Source organism: Pedobacter nyackensis, assembly GCF_032678475.1.
Classification (GTDB): Bacteria; Bacteroidota; Bacteroidia; order Sphingobacteriales; family Sphingobacteriaceae; genus Pedobacter; species Pedobacter nyackensis_A.
This window is the reverse complement of the sequence record NZ_JAVTSF010000004.1, coordinates 567,656-586,455: the sequence shown is the minus strand read 5'-3', so window position 1 is coordinate 586,455 and position 18,800 is coordinate 567,656. Positions and strand designations below refer to the sequence as shown.

12 protein-coding genes are annotated in these 18,800 nt (G+C 39.3%); 7 read left to right on the top strand and 5 right to left on the bottom strand.

Translation table 11 applies throughout. From position 1 onward, the window contains the following. Positions 1-12: 12 nt before the first annotated feature. On the bottom strand, positions 13-864 hold the full coding sequence (locus R2Q84_RS16340; protein ID WP_316817648.1) for an AraC family transcriptional regulator: 852 nt from the start codon (positions 862-864) through the stop codon (positions 13-15). 564 nt (positions 865-1,428) lie between these two features. Between R2Q84_RS16340 and R2Q84_RS16335 the strand changes: the two genes are divergently transcribed. The 3 genes from R2Q84_RS16335 to R2Q84_RS16325 all read left to right on the top strand — a co-directional run bounded on the left by R2Q84_RS16335 (position 1,429) and on the right by R2Q84_RS16325 (position 8,900). Continuing rightward, positions 1,429-4,680 (top strand): TonB-dependent receptor, encoded by a 3,252-nt coding sequence (locus tag R2Q84_RS16335; RefSeq protein ID WP_316817647.1) that lies wholly within the window; start codon positions 1,429-1,431, stop codon positions 4,678-4,680. A gap of 68 nt (positions 4,681-4,748) precedes the next feature. Then, positions 4,749-6,518 (top strand): RagB/SusD family nutrient uptake outer membrane protein, encoded by a 1,770-nt coding sequence (locus tag R2Q84_RS16330; RefSeq protein WP_316817646.1) that lies wholly within the window; start codon positions 4,749-4,751, stop codon positions 6,516-6,518. Positions 6,519-6,725: 207 nt separating this feature from the next. Beyond that, complete coding sequence (locus R2Q84_RS16325; protein WP_316817645.1) at positions 6,726-8,900, top strand: alpha-N-acetylglucosaminidase; 2,175 nt, start codon at positions 6,726-6,728, stop codon at positions 8,898-8,900. 170 nt (positions 8,901-9,070) lie between these two features. Here R2Q84_RS16325 and R2Q84_RS16320 read toward each other — a convergent pair whose 3' ends face one another. The 4 genes from R2Q84_RS16320 to R2Q84_RS16305 form a co-directional block, all read right to left on the bottom strand. After that, positions 9,071-9,880 carry a hypothetical protein gene (locus R2Q84_RS16320; protein ID WP_316817644.1) on the bottom strand — a complete coding sequence of 270 codons (810 nt, stop codon included), beginning with the start codon at positions 9,878-9,880 and terminating at the stop codon, positions 9,071-9,073. A gap of 10 nt (positions 9,881-9,890) precedes the next feature. After that, entirely contained in the window at positions 9,891-13,232 is a 3,342-nt protein-coding gene (locus R2Q84_RS16315) for a TonB-dependent receptor (RefSeq protein WP_316817643.1), read from the bottom strand. Positions 13,233-13,492: 260 nt separating this feature from the next. After that, positions 13,493-14,506 (bottom strand): FecR family protein, encoded by a 1,014-nt coding sequence (locus R2Q84_RS16310; RefSeq protein ID WP_316817642.1) that lies wholly within the window; start codon positions 14,504-14,506, stop codon positions 13,493-13,495. Positions 14,507-14,616: 110 nt separating this feature from the next. Then, positions 14,617-15,207 carry an RNA polymerase sigma factor gene (locus R2Q84_RS16305; RefSeq protein ID WP_316817641.1) on the bottom strand — a complete coding sequence of 197 codons (591 nt, stop codon included), beginning with the start codon at positions 15,205-15,207 and terminating at the stop codon, positions 14,617-14,619. Between the two features lie 260 nt (positions 15,208-15,467). On the opposite strand from R2Q84_RS16305, the gene R2Q84_RS16300 reads away from it, so the two are divergent. The 4 genes from R2Q84_RS16300 to R2Q84_RS16285 all read left to right on the top strand — a co-directional run bounded on the left by R2Q84_RS16300 (position 15,468) and on the right by R2Q84_RS16285 (position 18,657). Then, positions 15,468-15,767 (top strand): hypothetical protein, encoded by a 300-nt coding sequence (locus R2Q84_RS16300; protein ID WP_316817640.1) that lies wholly within the window; start codon positions 15,468-15,470, stop codon positions 15,765-15,767. Positions 15,768-15,833: 66 nt separating this feature from the next. Beyond that, positions 15,834-16,433: an RNA polymerase sigma-70 factor gene (locus R2Q84_RS16295; RefSeq protein WP_316817639.1), complete on the top strand. Its 600-nt coding sequence runs from the start codon at positions 15,834-15,836 to the stop codon at positions 16,431-16,433. Positions 16,434-16,521: 88 nt separating this feature from the next. Continuing rightward, positions 16,522-17,718: a FecR family protein gene (locus tag R2Q84_RS16290; protein ID WP_316817638.1), complete on the top strand. Its 1,197-nt coding sequence runs from the start codon at positions 16,522-16,524 to the stop codon at positions 17,716-17,718. A 15-nt stretch (positions 17,719-17,733) separates the two neighbouring features. Then, complete coding sequence (locus R2Q84_RS16285; RefSeq protein ID WP_316817637.1) at positions 17,734-18,657, top strand: TlpA disulfide reductase family protein; 924 nt, start codon at positions 17,734-17,736, stop codon at positions 18,655-18,657. The last annotated feature ends 143 nt before the right edge of the window (positions 18,658-18,800 follow it).

Genomic DNA, 18,800 nt, shown 5'->3' with positions numbered 1-18,800 from the left:
GTTTTTGAACTGCTAAGGATTTGATTTTATCGAACTGGGGGTTGTCCCAATGTATTTTTTGATTACGGTACTAAAATATTGAGGTGAGGAAAAATTGAGCTCATAAGCCAGGTTCGTTAACGAGATGTTAGGATCACTTTTTATTTTTTCTAATGCAATTTCAATTTTTTTTCTCTGCATATAATCTCCCGGGGTAAATCCTGTGAGCTCTTTAAATAGATTTTTAAATCTTGATTCAGAGAGGTTTATTTCATTTGCCAAAGCACTGATGGAAATTTTGTCCAGGATGTTTTTGTCGATATAGGTTAGTACTTTATGTAGTCGCTCATTGTCTGTATCATGCCTTTCACTTTCCATAGCATCAATGAGCTTCAGCATAAAGGTCTGTGCCATCAGATAAATACGCGCTTTTTTAATCAGCACTGGTTCTTCTTTGCTGTGAACTAAAAATATTTCTTCTAAATATTTCTTGATCTCTTTTCCTCCCTTAAAATGGCGTTTCTGTTTTTCAATCAGATAATTACACAAAAAAGACAGGGTGTTTTCTTCTCCTCCTTCTGTCTTAATAATTATCCAATACAACAACCCTTTTTCCTCCGGGTGACCACCTGAACCATGAATTTCATTAGGGAAATGAATAAAAACTTCTCCTCCTTTAATCAGGTATTGTTTATTGTTTACCTCAAAATATTGACTTCCCTTATCATAATAGCAAATTTCAATCATACCCTCATGACTATGGTTAGGAAGCTTCGTTTCAGATTTATTGTAATTGTATTTACCAAGGACCTGTAAATCGGTAAAACCATATTTCCTGAAATCTATAATGTTTCGGTTTTGGGTTGATAGGATATCTAACTGCATCTGGATTAATAGTTTTTACTAGCTTCGAGGACTTACAATCTAGTTCTATAGTGTTATGATGAACAATATTTTATTGTAAGGTAGTTAAATTTACTGCAATTAACCAAATCAGCAAACTTCACTTAACCTCATCTCATTCAGGTCTATAGGTTTAACACTTTGGTTTATATAATAGTATTATGATACAATAGTGAACAATACTTAATTATAAAAGCCTAAAATTTACTTTAGTTAATTAGTAAAAGCTGACATATTGTTGAGGACGATATGTATTCCATATATACAATAATAAGTAACAGAACTAAATCCAATCAATAATATAAGTAAAAAACAAAAACAAACGAAATGGTATGAAAAAATCAGAAAAAACTCCTTAAGAAGCTCTCCCCAAAAGAACATGAAATATTGAAAGCTTGTCATACTGAACGCTTAGATATTTTATAAACTAAACCACGACAACTTAAACAAGTAAAAACTACCAGGTAACACAGTAGGTAATGAGACCAAAAACTTATTGGTGCTTAAAGGTAGTCTTTTGTCCAAAAAAACAAACCAAATAAAGCTATGCGAAAAAAAATTACTCAAAAAATATTTTTCTGCCTCGTATTCATTTGTATTTGCAGCACATTGAAAGCACAAACAATAGATGTACAAGGAATAGTAAAAGATGAAACAGGAGCTCCTCTTATAGGAGCGTCAGTTGTGGTAGCCAGTAACAAGGATACCCAGAAACAAACAACCAAAACCAATAACGATGGTAAATTTTTTATATCCGGTCTTAAGGCACAGGTGTCTTATCAGATCAGTGTATTTTATGTGGGATATAAGACCTGGACCAATAATGATTTTGTCGTTAGTAAATCCGGGCAATCGATGCTGAATATTCAGCTATTGCCTAATTCAGATCTTGATGAGGTAGTAGTGATGGGTTATGGTACCCAGAAAAAAGGAGCTATTACAGGGGCAGTAGCATCGGTAAAGATGGATAAATTGACCGATATGCCTGTTTCCCGGCTTTCTAATGCTTTGGCAGGTAGGGTTGCCGGGGTTAACATCACTAATACTTCCGGGCTTGCAGGTGCCAGTTCATCTATAAGGGTAAGAGGTAGTTTTAACAATCCGTTGTACGTTATTGATGGGGTTATAAAAAACAAGGAGGCTTTTGATGCATTGGATGCTAACGAAATTGACCAGATGACCATGTTAAAGGACGCAGCATCCGCATCTGTATACGGTTCTCAGGCTGGTAATGGGGTATTGGTCATCACAACTAAGAAAGGAACGGAGCAGAAACCAGTTTTTTCTTTCCAGGTTTCAAACTCAATTTCTAATCCAACACAGCAATTGTTATCTGATAAGACAAGGGCCAGCGATGATTTAATCTATCAAAATAGGGTCGCGCAGTTTGATTATGAGCAAAATCCAAATAGACCAGCCGTATTCACGCCACCAAATGCACAAAGAGAATTTGATTATTTTAAAGATAAAAATTACAATGCCAATGATATGATCTGGAGAAATCCAACCAATCAGAAATACCTGCTAAGCGTAAACGGAGGAAGTGATAAAATTACTTATTTTGCAATGGCGGGCTATACCAAAGAAAAAGGATCGTATATCAATTTAGATTACAACAAGTTTAACCTCCGGTCTAATATCACAGCTAAAATAAGTAAGGCTATTTCTGTAAATTTAAATCTTGCGGCGGCGCAGCAGAATGACGATAGATTTTATTGGGCATTCGATAATTTAGCCGATGATTTTAACATAGCCAGTTTTTATCGCGTTACTTTTAACTGGCCTAAACTATTCCCTTTTTACACGGAAAAAGATGGTACACCGGCAAACTATATTACGCCATACCCAGTTCAAACACCAATGGGTAGCTGGACGGCCTGGGGCGTGATAGATCAGGTAATTGGCGATAGGTATCAAGATACCAGAAGAAGACAATTTAATCCTACGCTAACGATGGATGTGAAGTTAGATCAGTTTACGAAGGGCTTGTCAACAAAAGTTTTGGCTAACTATGAGGCTAATGACTATATGCGTAAAACTTACCTAAGCTTCCAAAAAAATTACGTATATATTCCAGCTGACCCAAGTGGAAACCGTTTCATTCCAGCTGCGCCAGACCCTAACCAAACCAGCATTTTTAACTTTGGCGTGGATCAACCATCACTCAATTATAATTTAGCGACAGGATGGAAGTACCAGTTGGACTGGTTTTTAAATTATGACAGAACCTTTGGTAAACATGGTGTAAATGCAATGATAGTTTACGAACAGGCAGAAGCAGGAAGTATTTCGAGCACTGCGACTGGATATTCGCCACTTACTGAAAGTGACCAGATGTTTGCCTACCCTACCGCTGCAGGAAAAAGAATTGGAGGAGCAAGTGAAGGGAATGGAGCCAATCAATCCTGGATTGGCAGATTGAATTATAATTTTGATGAGCGCTATATTGCAGATTTCTCTTTTCGGTATGATGGAAATCCATTGTTTGCAGCAAATAAAAGATGGGGTTTCTTTCCATCTGTGTCTTTAGCATGGCGCTTATCTAGAGAATCTTTTCTGAAAAATGCAGAAAGTTGGCTCAATGATTTAAAATTACGTGGTTCATATGGAACAACTGGAAATCCTATAGATGTTAACGGCAATGCAATTGCTGGTTTTACCTACGATTATACTTATGGTAACTCCGGTTCTTATATGTTTGGTAATACATTATATCAGGGTATCGGTCCGGGTGCTACTCCAAATCCAAACGTAACCTGGGCAACTATTCAAAATACCAATATAGGTTTGGATTTTGCTTTTTTAAACAATAGACTGTCAGGTTCGGTAGATGCCTATGTAAATAAAATGAAAGATATTTTAGGGTATCGAACTGTTACATTACCAGCTTCTTATGGACAAAGTCTGGCGCCTGAAAATTATGCAGCAAGATCATTCAGGGGTATTGATTTGGATTTGAAATGGCAAGATAGGGCAGGAGAAGTCTCTTATTCTGTATATGGCAATATGGCATACACCAAGGATAGATGGGATATCATAGACCAAAGTGCCGATTATTTACCTGGCGGAGTAAACAATTGGAGATCGGCTATCGGCCAGCCAAATAATCGGATTATAGGATTTAAATCTTTAGGTATTGTACGTACACAATCCGAACTGGATGCCTTAAAGGCGAAAGGCTTTAAACAGTATGGCAGAACACCTTATTTAGGAGCAATAATATATGAGGATATTCGCGGAGATGCATTTTCACCAGGTCCTGATGGAAAAATTGATGATAATGACTTGCAACTGCTGAGCAATAATGCGAGTCCACGTATTAATTTTGGCCTTGGTTTTAATGTGGAGTGGAAGGGATTTAGTATTGATGCACTTTTACAGGGTGTGGGTGCTTATGACCGGATGATCAGCAATTACGAAGGCGGTGGTATGCGGCAATGGGGTGGCAATTTCAGAACCTATTATCCTATTTGGGCCGATGATGTCTGGACACCAGAAAACCCTAATGGAAAATATCCACGTGTAAACGGACAGAATTGGGCCGAATCCGGAACCGGTGCATCTACCTTTTGGATGAGAAGTGGTGCGTATTTAAGAGTTAGAAATATAAATGTAGCCTATAACTTACCTCAAAAATGGATAAAGAAAATAGGTCTGTCGGGTACACAGGTATTCTTTAATGGCTCAAACCTGCTTACTTTCTCAAAAATGAAAGAATTTCAGGATCCCGAGCAGGATAATTATGATTCATATCCAATCATGAAAACTTTTACAATGGGCTTAAACGTGAAATTTTAATACGCTTTACCTCTTAGGGATAAGATTGAAAATTTAAACTGAAGTATAAAAAATAAAGACATTAAAAGATGAAAAAATTGTTCATATTTTTAGCAATGATAGGTTGTCTGTCTGGCTGCAAAAAGGCGCTTGAGTTAGAAAACCTTAATGGATACGATCCCGAAAAAGTCTGGAATGATCCGAAATTAGCCAATGCATATATGACAAGTATATATAGCTCAAGCTTTGGCAACTGGAACTTGTCTGCTGACATGAATAGTGAGCAAATCGGTGGTATTTCTTTCCCGGAGAACGCGGTTACCATCACCAATGGAGGTTTGGGCAATTGGAATTATGCTCCTATAAGATTAATAAACCAGGCACTAATAGAGGTGGAAAAAGGAAGTTTACCTGCTGATGTAAAAAACTCAGTGCTTGGTCAGGCTTATTTTCTCCGTGCCTATAGGTATTTTGCAATGGTACGTACTTATGGAGGTATTCCTTACATCAAAGTTCCGCAGGATAGATATACGGATGAGTTAAATGTACCTCGAAATTCTACCAAAGAATGTTTCGACTTTTTGATGGAGGATTTGGATAAGGCAATCGCATTATTACCTGCACGCATTCTTCCTTCTTCGGCAGACTGGGGTAAAATAGATGGGGCTTTTGCATTGGCTTTTAAAGCTAAAGTTGCTTTGTATAAAGCATCTCCACAGTTTAACCCGGCGAACCCATGGGGTAATGCGTATTGGGCTGATGCTTATGTGGTTAATAAGAAGGCGTATGATGATTTGAAAGCCAAAGGCTATAAATTGGTCGATAACTATTCAAATATTGCGTTGACAGAAAGAAATACAGAAATCGTTTTTTCTGTTGTCAATCAATTTCCAGATAAATCAGCTAGCTGGGACAATGTTACACGCCCAGGGTCATTGGGGGCCAATTCTTTTTCTGTACGTTGTCCTACATGGGAGCTGGTTAAAGCATTCCCGATGAGGGACGGAAAAATGTATAACGACCCAACCAGTCAATATTTTGTAAGTGATGAAGATTTCTTGCAATCCTATTGGAAAAACAGAGATCCAAGGTTTGAAAAGTCAATCGTATGGAATGCAAAACCATATCCAATTGCTGGGACAGTACAGGGATACAGACAATTTACTGGTCTGGGGATTGCAGCAGCTGGTGATAATTTTGGAATTAACCCTAATTCAACCGAAAGATCCACCAATAACAATTTTTATACTGGATTTTTTGTCTTAAAAAACAATAATTTGGCACTTATAGCGGCCGATGTTACTAAATACGATATAGATTTTGTATTGATGAGGTTTGCAGAAGTGATGCTCAATTATGCTGAAGCAGCTAATGAAACCAATCATTTGGCAGAAGCATTGGATATTTTAAAACAAATCAGGCAACGGGCAGGGATTGATGCAGGAGCTGATGGAAATTACGGTATTAATGCAACAACGAGGGAGGATATGAGAAACATGATCATAAACGAGCGTAATATAGAATTTTGTTTCGAAGGGTTTAGATTTAATGATTTGCGCAGATGGAGAATGTTCAACCTGTTAAATAACTCAACTAAATACGGTGTAGAATCAATTGCGATACAATCTGATGGGACAGAAATGCCATTAGCACAGGCACGGACACAGGCAAGGGCTAACCTATTAACAGAAACGAATTTTAAATATAGCTTAGTACAGATTCCACAATCTGGTGTAAGGTTAAATTTCGTACCTGATAAATATTATTTTGCACCTATACAACAAAGCATTATTGCGAATGCCAATAAACTGGAGCAAAACAAAGATTGGGGTGGAACCTTTGACCCAACGCTTCATTAGTCGTAATTAATATTATATTGGGTTTTAAAACCCAATATAATATGGCTAAATAGCTAATTGAAAAGGAAGGATAACATGCTATGAACAGATCACTCCAAAAATATTATTCCGATAAAATCAACCAATAAGGGAACTCCTTTCTGTTTACAATAACAATAAATCGGAATTCGTACTACTTGATAACAACCTTAAATAACAATTATAAAAATGAAGAAAATATACGTTTTGATCTGCCTCTTGTTTTTACAAGGCTTGAATATCCGGGCGCAAGAGCCGGAAATTGATTTTACACCTTTAAAAAATTTGGTAAGCAGACAGATACCATGGTTAGGGGGGAAAGTCGTGTTTTCTCAAATCAAAGAAAATGGAGGCGATAGGTTCGAGATTAGTACAAAGAATAATAAATTATATGTTGAAGCTACATCGAAATCTGCGGCTGGTCAGGGAATCAATTGGTATCTAAAATATTATGCAAAGCAAATGATTTCTCTTGATGGCGACAATATTAAGCCATTATCCAGTTTACCGGTAATAAAGAATAAGGAAATACATGCCAGTTGGGCTGATAAACGCTACGCACATAATTATTGTACCTTTAATTACACCATGAGTTTTTGGGGTTGGAAAGAATGGGAAAGAGAACTGGACTGGATGTCTTTAAATGGTGTAAATGTTGCTTTGGCACTAACAGGAGTGGAGGAAGTTTGGTATAATACGTTAAAACAGTTTTCTTTTACCGCTACTGAAATAGATGATTTTATACCCGGCCCTGCTTTCCACGCCTGGTGGCTAATGGGGAATTTAGAGGGATGGGGTGGTCCTATGCCTGAAAGAATGCGGAAAGACAAAGTGGTCTTACAACAAAAAATAATTAAACGCATGCATGAACTGGGTATTGAACCCGAGTTGCACGGTTTTTACGGAATGGTACCAAAGTCTTTCCTACAAAAGTTTCCGCAGGCCAAAGTAGTTGATCAGGGAAAATGGGCAGGTGGTTTTGACCGGCCGGCGATGTTAGATCCCTCAGACCCGCTTTTTAAAAAAGTAGGAGATGTTTATTATCAGGAATTGAAAAAACTCTATGGAAATGATATTAAGTATTTTGGTGGGGATCCTTTTCATGAGGGCGGAAAAGCTGGTGGAATTGATGTTGAAGCAGCGGCTAAAAATATTCAGCAGTTAATGCAGCAACATTATAAAGGATCTACCTGGTTATTAATGGGCTGGGGAGGCAATCCAAAAGCCGATCTGCTGGCGGGGCTTGATAGAAAATATACAATGGTGCAGGATCTTTTTGGAGAAGCTAGAAATGAATGGGAGAAAAGTAATGGTTTTAATGGTTTTCCTTTCATGTGGAACATTGTAAATAATTTTGGAGGTAAAGAAGGTATGTATGGTAAGCTGGATCGGTTGTTACAGGAGCCACAACGTGCAGCAAAAAAATATCCCAATACATTTGCGGGTATTGGGGTTATGCCCGAAGGGATTGCGGATAATCCCATAGTGTATGATATGATGTTCAGCATGCCCTGGATGGCCCCTTCAAATGATGCCAAACATTTTGTACAGACTTATCCACAATACCGTTATGGTAAGTATAATGCCGCTGCGGTTAAGGCCTGGGAATTTTTCTTGCAAACAGCCTACTTTAGTCATGCCGAAAGTCAGGAAGGCCCTACAGAAAGTTTGTTATGTGCAAGGCCATCATTGGATATAAAATCAGTATCAACCTGGGGTACGCGTAGAATTTCTTACGATCCGGCTTTGTTCGAATCAGGGGTAAAATACTTGATGGACGCGGCAGGCAGTTTTAAAAATGTACCTACTTACCGTTTTGATCTGATTGATGCAGTAAGACAAATGATAGCCAATAAAAGCCAGATTTTTCATACCCGGATGAGAGAGGCATACTTAGCAAAAAATGCTAAAGCGTATGCAAATGCATCAAAATCCTTTCTTAAACTCATTTTGTTACAGGATAATTTGCTGAAAGGTGATCAGCGTTTTATGTTGTCTACCTGGCTTAAGCAAGCGCGAGCCGCGGGGTATGATAAGGCGTCAAAAGATCTGTGTGAAAGAAACGCAAGGCTGTTGATTACGATATGGGGGCCTGATACTAACCCATCAACAGATCTGCATGAATATTCACACCGTGAATGGAATGGCCTACTTAAAACGTTATACTATAACAGGTGGAAGCTTTTTATAGACCAGCAACAAATGGTATTGGATGGTAAGCTAACTAATCCGGTTCCAATTGATTTCTTTACCATTGAAAAAAAATGGGCTAATGAATTAGGTGGTAATTTTCCTGAAACGCCTGAAGCAGATTATGTTTCTTTGGTAAAGAATATTTATAATCAGGTGATAGCTATGCCGTAAGGCCGGTATTTGTAACCAATTGGTTCGGGAATAAGACATCAATAGGCATTAAAAGCCTTAGAGAAATCTAAGGCTTTTAATATTTAAGCGGTTTTCTATAATTATGTGATAAAAAGCCATCGGCAGGATGACACCCAGTTCCGTTACATGGTAGTAACCAACAAGCTATTTTATTGTTTTAGCCAGAGATCATACAATTCAAAGCCTAGTCCATCAACCAGGGTTGTCCAATCATCTTCAAAAATCACATCAGCTTCTTTATTAGGTAAATAGAAGATGCCAGATTTATAACCGATTAGTGCTGATATCCGAGGGTATATATATACATTTTGTCCTTCTTTCAATAAAGGATTTCCATCTTTATCCAGGACCGTAGCTCTATAAAATGTCGTAATTGGGAGCTCAATGTAATTATCGGGAATTTCATCTGTAATTAAATCCGTTGTTACCAGGGGGTGTTCTTCAAACACCATTTCTTCCGAAAATGTCTCTTCATCATAGACCAGGATTCCCTTATAAATAGCTAACCGTATGGGTTCACCATTTGGCGAAATAATCTTGTTATAGTTCAATATCTTGAACTGATAGGTCCCCTCAATGCGGTCCGTTTCTTCCAGGGGATTTTTTCCGACTACTAATGTAGGGTCAAGTGGACTTTTAGGATATACCCCAAAAACATTAGCCCCCAATTTCAGCGCCAGTCGCTGTTGGATCAGTATATTGTCTTTATCATCATAGGCAATCACCTCAGTACTGTCCTTTTTGTTAAAGAAGAATTGGAAAGTTGCCCCATCTTGTTTTGTCGATTTGCCATCAATGGATATTTTCTTGATGTTCAGACTTTCACCCGAATAAGCCCGAAAGGATATTCTTGCCAATAGTTCCTGTTCTTCCACTAATACTCCTTTTTTGCACCCGATGAAACTAAAACTCATCATGATCGAGAACAGGTAAATAGAAATTCTTTTATAATTTGTCATAGCGCTTTGTTTAAAAATTATAGCTTACAGAAAGGCTGAAACGTCGACCTTCTTTTTTACGATAGGTGATGTTGTCGCCTTCTTCTTTATTATATTTAATGGATTTGCCTTCTTTTAATACATCAAGCTTTGTGTCATCTTGTTCATAATCATGTATATTCATATAATATCGGGTCCAATCGTTCAGCAGGTTCGATATATTGAACTTAACCTCCATTTTTTTCTTTAGGAAGCGGGCATAAAATTGTGCATCCAATTGCTTCGGTGCCAGTTCATACTCCACCAATGCCAATTTAACATTGGCCAGATTGGTTCGATAACCACGGTGGTTATAGCTTATAGTAGTACCAAAACGCTCTCCCCAGTATCCTAGTCCCAGGTTCAGCAACCAAGGGGACTGACCAATCAAAGGTCTGTCTTGACCCGGATAGCGCAGTTGGACACGTTCGGCTACTTGTGTTTCTGGATTATTTATCCATTCCCAGTGACTTAGCACATTGACTTTAGATTTGAGTAGTGTCCCATTTGCGGATATAAACAGATCTTTTGCCCAATCCCGATCGGTTATAAAACTTAAATTTTTCCGGATTTCCAGCTCCAGTCCAAGATTCCTTGCACTTTCCATATTGGCATAGGTATATTGGTTGGTCCCATTTCCTGAATGAACCAATTCGATGGGTTTATCCAGGTATTTGTGGTATCCCGTCAATGAAATAATCTCGCCGGGCGAAGGGTACCATTCTAATCGTAAATCTATGTTATCGATTAAGGTAGACTGAACATGTTCTCCGTATACATAACCGTCTATTTCAAAATCATACATCGCAAACATGCCTACTTCTCTAAAGTCGGGGCGTATGATTGTTCTTGAATAACTTCCCCGGACGTTAAATTCTGGAGTTAAACTATAGGTGGCATTGATCGATGGAAGGAACCGCCAGTTGTTTTCCTTGACACCGAATCGATGTTTTTGCACATCATCAGGATCTGGTTCGTCCTGATAGGATCGCGTATAAAGCTCTTCCTGCTTCGAATTCAGACCAAAATATTCGGCCCGAACACCGTATACCAGGCGAAGATTAGTCCACAGTTTCTGATCGGCCATCAGAAAGAGCGCATGTGAACTCATATCTCCATCATAGTATCTGCCTCCAAGTACATCCGCGTAGTAATAGGCCTGACCATCTCCATTACCGATATTTTCGGCCGTAAACAGCTGGTCGTATGGAATATCGTTGGAAGCTCTTTGATTGGTAGTTCCTTCAATCCAGGATCTTGTCCAGGGAACCATTTTATTGACATCCAGCGATCGCTTTTTTGTCCATGCCTGATAGCCCAATTTGAGTAGGGTAGAAACCGTTTTTCCTTCTCCAAATTTACGGGAAAATGCAGCACTCCAATTGTAATCCGTTTCATCAATACGGGTCCACATGCGCCAGTCTTTAAAGGAATTGCCCGTTGATGCAGAAGAATGGGTCATTAATCCCGGCGTTTGGAAATAGGGTTTACCGTCAATGATGCTGGTTAATCTATACGAGAGTTTACGTTCATCCAGAATCTGTTGATTAATCTTATTGATGGTAAACATCCCTTCAGCTTTGATCTTCCAGGGCAATTGGTATTCGCCAGTCAGCTGATGTTGTTGCAAAGACATAGCTTCAGGCAACTGATAAACCAGTTTTGTAACTGTCGGAATAGATTCTTCACGGGGTTTCTGGATCGATTCATTGTAGTTATCACTGTACGTACGAGCATACATATTCTTTAAAGCTAACTTAAAGCGCTGCCCTTGAAATCCCATATTTGTGACTAATCCACCGCTACTGTTAAACCGATAAGATGTGCCTGCACCATTGTCACCAAGACCTACACTGTCTATATAGTTACCGTTGGGTGAACGTCTCACATTGTTAAAAGAAACGATATTTTGCTCATTTCTGAAATTTGCAGATGTTACAAATCCAAAACGATTTCCGTTTTTAAAGTCATACACCCGTCCTAAAGAGAAACGCATATTTTGATTTGGTGAAGTTTTGTATTTGTATAGGCGCATCGCATCGCTATTCAACCTTTTGGATTGGGCAATGGCATCCAGGTCATTGTATTTCAGGGCATCTCCAAATTCTGTCGGATTGAGCGGTGCAGCGTTCAATTCGGGGTCGGTCAGGATATAGCCCGGAGGCGCATCCAGTTGCGTTGCCCGGCTATTCCATCCCCAGGTTTTGATGCCTTCTGGCATTTTTTCAGATTTATTAAAGAAGCCAAAATACTCGCTCGTATGGCGCTCGCCTAATTGGTAGAAATCTTTGCCAATACTTTGAGTGTTACCACCTGTACCCAATTGTATACTGGTGAAATTTTGCTCGGGGATATCGATCGTATTTACGGAAACCTGTCCTCCTGAAAACTCTGCAGATACATCCGGTGTCGCCGTTTTGTTGACCACAACGGAGCTTACCATCTCAGTAGGGATGATATCAAAGGAAAAATCACGCCTGTTCTGTGAGGTACTTGGAATTACTACACCGTCCAGCATAGCCTGATTATAGCGATCGGACATACCACGCACGATGACACTTCGGTTGTTCACAGTAGTCAAGCCTGTAACACGTTTCAATACCTGCCCCATATCATTATCTGGTGTACGGGCAATCTGCTCGGCGGAGATGCCATCGGTTACGGAAGCTGCATTTTTCTGTGTGGCATATAGTCCGGCAACGCTTTCTTTTTTGTAACTACCTGTGATGACTACCTGATCGAGCTTGTTGGTTGATGGAACCAGAACGATGTTCAGACCGGTTAACTGATCCGCTTTCACTTCTACCTGAGTTACGCGCTTGGTCTGGAAGGATATGTAGCTTACTTCGAGGGTATATGTGCCAGGTGCAATGCTAAAACTGTAACTGCCATCCACACCGCTTTGCACAGTTTTGTTGAGTTGTATAATCTTTACAGATGCTCCGGGAAGCGGCTCGCCACGGTCATCCAGTACCTTGCCGCTTATACGGCCAGTCTGTTGATGGGGGATGGGTTTAGCCTCGATAACTACAAAATCATTAAAGGGTTTATACCGAAGATTGGTATTGCTTAATATGTTTTTCAGCGCATCGCTGACTGAAATATCAGCCGAAAGGAATGTTATTTTCTTCGTTTCCTTATCTAACAGTTGCTCATAAAAGGAGAATTTAATCCCACTTTTTGCTTGCAGGACCAGCAGGCTTTCTGTAAGGCTGGCATTTTTCAGATTCAGCTTGACCTTTACTTTGCTTAGATCCTGGCTGTTCGCTGTTGCTGCTAACAGAACTCCTGAAAGGGTAAGCTGTAAGCTCAGGATAATAAAAGATAGCTTCATCAGGAATAAGAGTTTATTTATAAAGGCTTTATCGTAGCTTTTTACTACATTTTGCATAGTTTTGTATGTTATCGGGTTGTTTCATTTATGAAAAAATCTGTTAATGTGGTGAAGCTTTATAGCATCACCATTATTTTCGCTAAGCCGCCAGGCGTCCAAACCATGGCTTAGTAAAATTTTAAGGCCGTTCCCATTTTGGGAGCGGTTTTTTTGAATCAATTTCTTAAATCATATTCCTCCTGCTTAAATAAGTGTCTTATTTACTGAATGATTACCGTTTTGTCCTTTATGATGTAACCGGCCTTTGTGGTGGCCTTAAGTATTTCCAGTGATTGTGTTAGTGGCCTGGTGCCGTCTAGCTGGATGTTCATCCTGTACCTCCCGATCTGCTTATTGCGGAGCTCTATTTTAACATTGTACCAGCGTTCCAGAACTTTCAGCATTTCGCTAAGTGAGGTCCCTGTAAATGTGAGCTTACCTTTTTTCCACCCTGTGAGCTCAATGGCAGGAATGTTGCTATTAGTGGCTAAACCTGTAACAGGATTAAATCCAATCGCATCGCCCGGCAGCAACACGGCAAGGGATTCCGATTTACCGGAGCCTGCTATTTTCCGGTTGACCTGAACTTTTCCAGTTGCTACAGCAACTGCAATTTCCTGGCCCTTAAATGCCTCAATTTTAAAAGAAGTACCCAGTACTTTAGTCTGAACGTCTCCGGTCTGTACAATAAAAGGTTTTTCTGGATTTTTAGTAATTTCAAAAAAGGCTTCTCCCTGTAAGGAAATCTCTCGTGTATTGCCAGTAAAGCGTTCAGGATAGGAAATACTGCTACCCGCACCGAGGGTTACTACCGAACTATCAGAGAGTGTGATGGTTGAACGCTGTCCATTGGGGTTATGACTGGAAAGCATCGAAATCGTTTCCGGTCCGACTGCCACTTTTTTAGTATGCCAGACCCCATAAGTTGCAACACCTAAAATTAATACCGTCCATACTGCTGCATATTTGTAAAAATTGATCCGACTGATTACAGGGGATGGCTTTGCACAGTTTTCATCAAGACGTTTGTTTAACCGCTTTTGAAAGCTCAGAATATATTCGTCTGTGGCTGGGGCTTCTTTTTTAAACGCTCGCCAGTCCTCGTCCATGACCTGATTAAACAGCTCCTGTGAACCAGGCTGCTCCATGAATATCTTCATGCGCTCCTGTTCCTGTGATGTACAGTTCCCCGCTATAAATTTTCGGATGAGTATTTTATCTGTTTCTTGTGCCATTTATGAATGCCTCTCTCATATACACACGCAGAAAAAGGATGTGAGGGCCAATGGCTACTAATATTTTTTTTAATAAAAATGCAACGTTTTGATTTTTAGTGATGTATAGTTTAGGAAGGGATTGAAAAAAGCAAAATAAGTGTGGCCTCTGTATAGGTTTTGAGGTTTTTACGGAAGTAATTGAGGGAAGCTTTAAGGTGATTTTTTACTGTATTGACCGAGAGGTTTGTTTGCTGTGCGATTTCGGTATTGGTCATTTCCTGCTCTCTGCTCATGGTATATACCATACGGCGCTGGGGACTAAGTGCAGCCAGTTTGTTCTGATATACTTTTTGCGCTTCTGTATCCATCATATCGTAATCGGCAGAATAGGTCAGGGGTTCACTGACTTTGGTCAGTTCTTCTAATGGAACAAATGAAAGCGCTTTTTTCCTCCAGTGGCTGATGATGGCATTTTTTATCGAACGATATAGATACTGATCTAATTGTTGTATGTTGGTCATATCTGACTGTTGCCAGAGTTTCAGCATCATGTCCATAACCAGTTCTTCGGCCAGTTCAGCGTCTTTGAGTTGCCTGGTGGCAAACTGTAGCAGATTATCAAAATAACGATGGAACAATATATTGAAAGCATCCTGACTTCTTTCTCTGCATTGCATTAAGAGTATGTTGTCCGGTAAATCTTCTACTTTTTGAGCCATTGCTTACGCAGTATTTTACTGAAACAAAAGTAGCGCAAATGGTCTAGCACATTATTAAATAACTATTAAGGTATTATTAATAAAGGTTATCGCATTGACCCTATCGTTCAGATAAGATATCTACTCTTAAATTAATTTGGATGAGCAGATTAATTGTAACTTGGTGCGTGTGATTATTCTTAAAGCAGGGTACGAACTAACAGTTTATAACCGTGACAAGAACAAAGAACAGGAATTAACAATAGCGGGAGTGGCGTCATATGAAAAGTAAAATTGATGAAATGCTGTTGACTTATGGATTGAGCGCGGAATGCAGCATTTTACCTATGCTCGATGATTTTAAAGATGAAGGAGAGATCAGGGAATATTGCTGGCAGGTATTGCGTAGTTATCCTGACCTGAAAAAAGAAGACTGGATCATTGGCATGGAAGGAGGAGACTTTATTTACAGTTTTGATAATCACTTTATTTTTATCACAGACGATATCTGGAGTTTTAATTTGATTGCAAGACAGCCAGTCCTGGTATTACTGGCGGAAAAGATGAAGGCGTTAAAGTAAATTCCTGGATTCAGCAAATTTTAACATCCGGATTTTTTACTAATATTGTCTGCGGGAAAAAGTCTGATGGCATTAAAGCAGGAATATACAGAACAATACTGGATGGAAGCATTTCAAAATGGTGAAGAGAAAGCTCTTGCTCATTTTTTTAAGCTTCATAGTAAGTCACTTGCTTATTTTACAAACCGTATGCTGGAGGATAAAGCGGAGGCTGATGATATTGTTTCCAAATGTTTTCTCAAACTCTGGCAAAAACATGAAGACTTTAAGACAGTACAAAATATCAAGGCTTTTCTTTATATCAGTTGTCGCAATGCCTGTCTGGATTATCTGGCCAGCCTGAAAGTCAGAACGGCTTCGCAGGAAAAGTACATCATGCATCTTCAGCAGGGAGAGGAAACTATTCTTTACGATGTAATCCAGACAGAAGTATTAGATCTGGTTAACAAGGAGATCGAGGAGCTGCCGGATAAAATGAAGGTGATTTTTAAAATGCTCTACTTTGAAGGAAAAAGCACAACTGAAATTTCGGAAGAACTGGGACTTTCCATACAGACAGTACGTAATCAAAAGACAAAGGCTATAGCGATCCTGAAAAATTCTTTAGTTAAAAAAGGTGTTTCCAATGCGTTGCAACTGGCCTTTTTGTTTTTTATTGACAAATAACAAAAATATTTAAATTTTATATGGTTGCTTTAGGCAGTCGTCCCGTTTCTATATCATAAAACATTTAATAAATGTTAAATTGAATAAAATGGCCGACATGTTAGAAAAGGAATTTTATATATCCACCCTGATTACCGCAGAACTTAATAGGCCGCTTGACCAGCAGGAGGCTAACGAGCTTCAAGCCTGGAAAGACGCTTCGCCGGAACATCTTGAGTTTTACAACCGTTTGATCGCTCAGGAATATTTCCTGCAAGAGTTTAAAAATTTTAACCAGGTAGATACTGAAAATATATGGAAGCTTACCGAAACCAGGCTTAAAGCAGATCTTGTTTTAGGTGGGGCGCAAACTTCGGCTGGGCAGATAAAACTTTGGCCACGAATTGCAGGAATTGCCGCCGCCGTGGCGATACTTGTGCTTTCTATTTACTTCTTTAATGCGGCTTATCGTTCGGGAAGTACCAATCAGAATGAGTATGCTAAGGGATATGCGGATATCAAACCCGGAAAAAATGGCGCTACAATAACCCTTGCCAGCGGTAAAGTTATTAAGCTAAGCGACTATCAAAGCGGTGTTGTCATTGGAAACGACCATCTGGCCTATACCGATGGAAGTGCTGTGGCAACGGAGTCTGAAAGTAACTTCCGGGATGAAAGACTTACCGCCACAACAACAAAAGGACAGACTTATATATTTACATTGCCTGATGGTACGAAGGTATGGCTGAATGCGGATTCAAAAATTTCATTTAAACAACAGTTTACTAAGAAGACACGGGAGGTGCTTTTAGAAGGAGAAGCTTATTTTGAAGTCGCCAAAGATAAACGACATCCGTTTATTGTAGCCACCAAAGGACAGGAAATAGAGGTATTGGGTACGCATTTCAATGTAAATAGTTATAGGGATGAACCGCGTACTGCTACCACCTTGTTGGAAGGATCCGTGAAGGTCAAAGTTGGAAAAGCACAAAAAATTATAAAGCCGGGTGAGCAGGCATTAAACAGTTCCGGTGTTATTTCGGTGAGGCAAACTGACGTAGACAATGTGGTGGATTGGAAAAATGGTGACTTTAACTTGAATCACATAGAATTTAAAACAGCTATGAGAAAAATTGCCAGATGGTATGACATGGATGTTATTTATGATGACTCTGTACCAGATAATATGGAATCGGGCGGGTGGATATCAAGAGACAAGCCATTATCAGCTGTTCTTAAGTCTATAGAATCATCCGGACTGGTAAAATTCAAGGTAGAAGGTCGAAAAATCTACGTAACGCAATAATTTAATATGAACAATATGAAACGATTCATTTTCTTTATAATCATTTGCCAGATGGCGTTTTCGGTATTTGCACAGAACAATCATCCGGTTTCCTGGAAGTTCAGTAGTGAAAAGATCGCGCCATTAACTTATCAAATCAAATTGCATGCTACTGTTCAGGAACCCTATCACATTTACCCTCAGGGGGCGGCAGGAGGTATGGGAATGCCTACTGAATTTTTGTTTGATCAGGATGATAATGTAGAATTCGTTGGAGAGATGAAAGAAAAAGGGGAAGAGCAGAAGGGTGAGGAAAGTTTAGCCTATTACTCAAAAGGAGTGACGTTTACACAGACAATCAAACTAAAGTCTGAAAAGAAGACTGCATTGACCTTCACAGTTAAATATATGGCATGTACCAATCAGATGTGTCTTCCGCCATCGAAAAAGAAATTTGCGCTGGAATTAAATGATCAGGCCAGGGAAACCACTGCTGAGGGTACTATGAATTCCAGCAATTCGCAGAATGAAGCCATAACCTCATTTATATACCAGGATTTTGCAATGGCTGACATGGACGGCAAAACTGTTTCATCTAAAGACATCACCTCAAAATGTAAGTACACGTTTATTGACTTTTGGGCAAGCTGGTGCACACCTTGCCGGAAGCAAGGGCGGGAATTGATTCCTATGTACAATAAGTATAAATCAAAAGGTTTTGATGTAATCGCCGTTTCATTGGATACAGATGCTAAAGCCTGGAAGAAAGCAACTGAGGCAGATGGCTATACCTGGACGAATCTGAGTGATTTGAAGGGCTTTGAATCTCCCATGAGTAAAAAATACAATATCATAGCTATTCCCAGAAACCTATTGATCGATCAGAAAGGAAATATTGTAGCTATGGATTTACATGGCGAAGAACTGGAAGCGAAGCTTGCTGAACTATTTAAGATATAAGTAAAAAATGTAAAACTTAATTATACACCTAAACCAACCAGATATGCAGAGAAATCTACCATAGAACCTAAAAAAGAACCAGTCCCAACACGGTTGGAACTGGTACAGCTTGAAATTAACTAAACGTCAACTACAGCAGCCTG

Excerpts from the sequence above, each read along its gene's own strand:
- R2Q84_RS16310 (WP_316817642.1), bottom strand. The coding sequence starts at position 14,506 with ATGGCACAAGAAACAGATAAAATACTCATCCGAAAATTTATAGCGGGG.
- R2Q84_RS16285 (WP_316817637.1), top strand. The coding sequence starts at position 17,734 with ATGAAACGATTCATTTTCTTTATAATCATTTGCCAGATGGCGTTTTCG.
- R2Q84_RS16335 (WP_316817647.1), top strand. The coding sequence starts at position 1,429 with ATGCGAAAAAAAATTACTCAAAAAATATTTTTCTGCCTCGTATTCATT.
- R2Q84_RS16315 (WP_316817643.1), bottom strand. The coding sequence starts at position 13,232 with ATGAAGCTATCTTTTATTATCCTGAGCTTACAGCTTACCCTTTCAGGA.
- R2Q84_RS16340 (WP_316817648.1), bottom strand. The coding sequence starts at position 864 with ATGCAGTTAGATATCCTATCAACCCAAAACCGAAACATTATAGATTTC.
- R2Q84_RS16300 (WP_316817640.1), top strand. The coding sequence starts at position 15,468 with ATGAAAAGTAAAATTGATGAAATGCTGTTGACTTATGGATTGAGCGCG.
- R2Q84_RS16290 (WP_316817638.1), top strand. The coding sequence starts at position 16,522 with ATGGCCGACATGTTAGAAAAGGAATTTTATATATCCACCCTGATTACC.
- R2Q84_RS16320 (WP_316817644.1), bottom strand. The coding sequence starts at position 9,880 with ATGACAAATTATAAAAGAATTTCTATTTACCTGTTCTCGATCATGATG.
- R2Q84_RS16330 (WP_316817646.1), top strand. The coding sequence starts at position 4,749 with ATGAAAAAATTGTTCATATTTTTAGCAATGATAGGTTGTCTGTCTGGC.
- R2Q84_RS16325 (WP_316817645.1), top strand. The coding sequence starts at position 6,726 with ATGAAGAAAATATACGTTTTGATCTGCCTCTTGTTTTTACAAGGCTTG.
- R2Q84_RS16295 (WP_316817639.1), top strand. The coding sequence starts at position 15,834 with ATGGCATTAAAGCAGGAATATACAGAACAATACTGGATGGAAGCATTT.
- R2Q84_RS16305 (WP_316817641.1), bottom strand. The coding sequence starts at position 15,207 with ATGGCTCAAAAAGTAGAAGATTTACCGGACAACATACTCTTAATGCAA.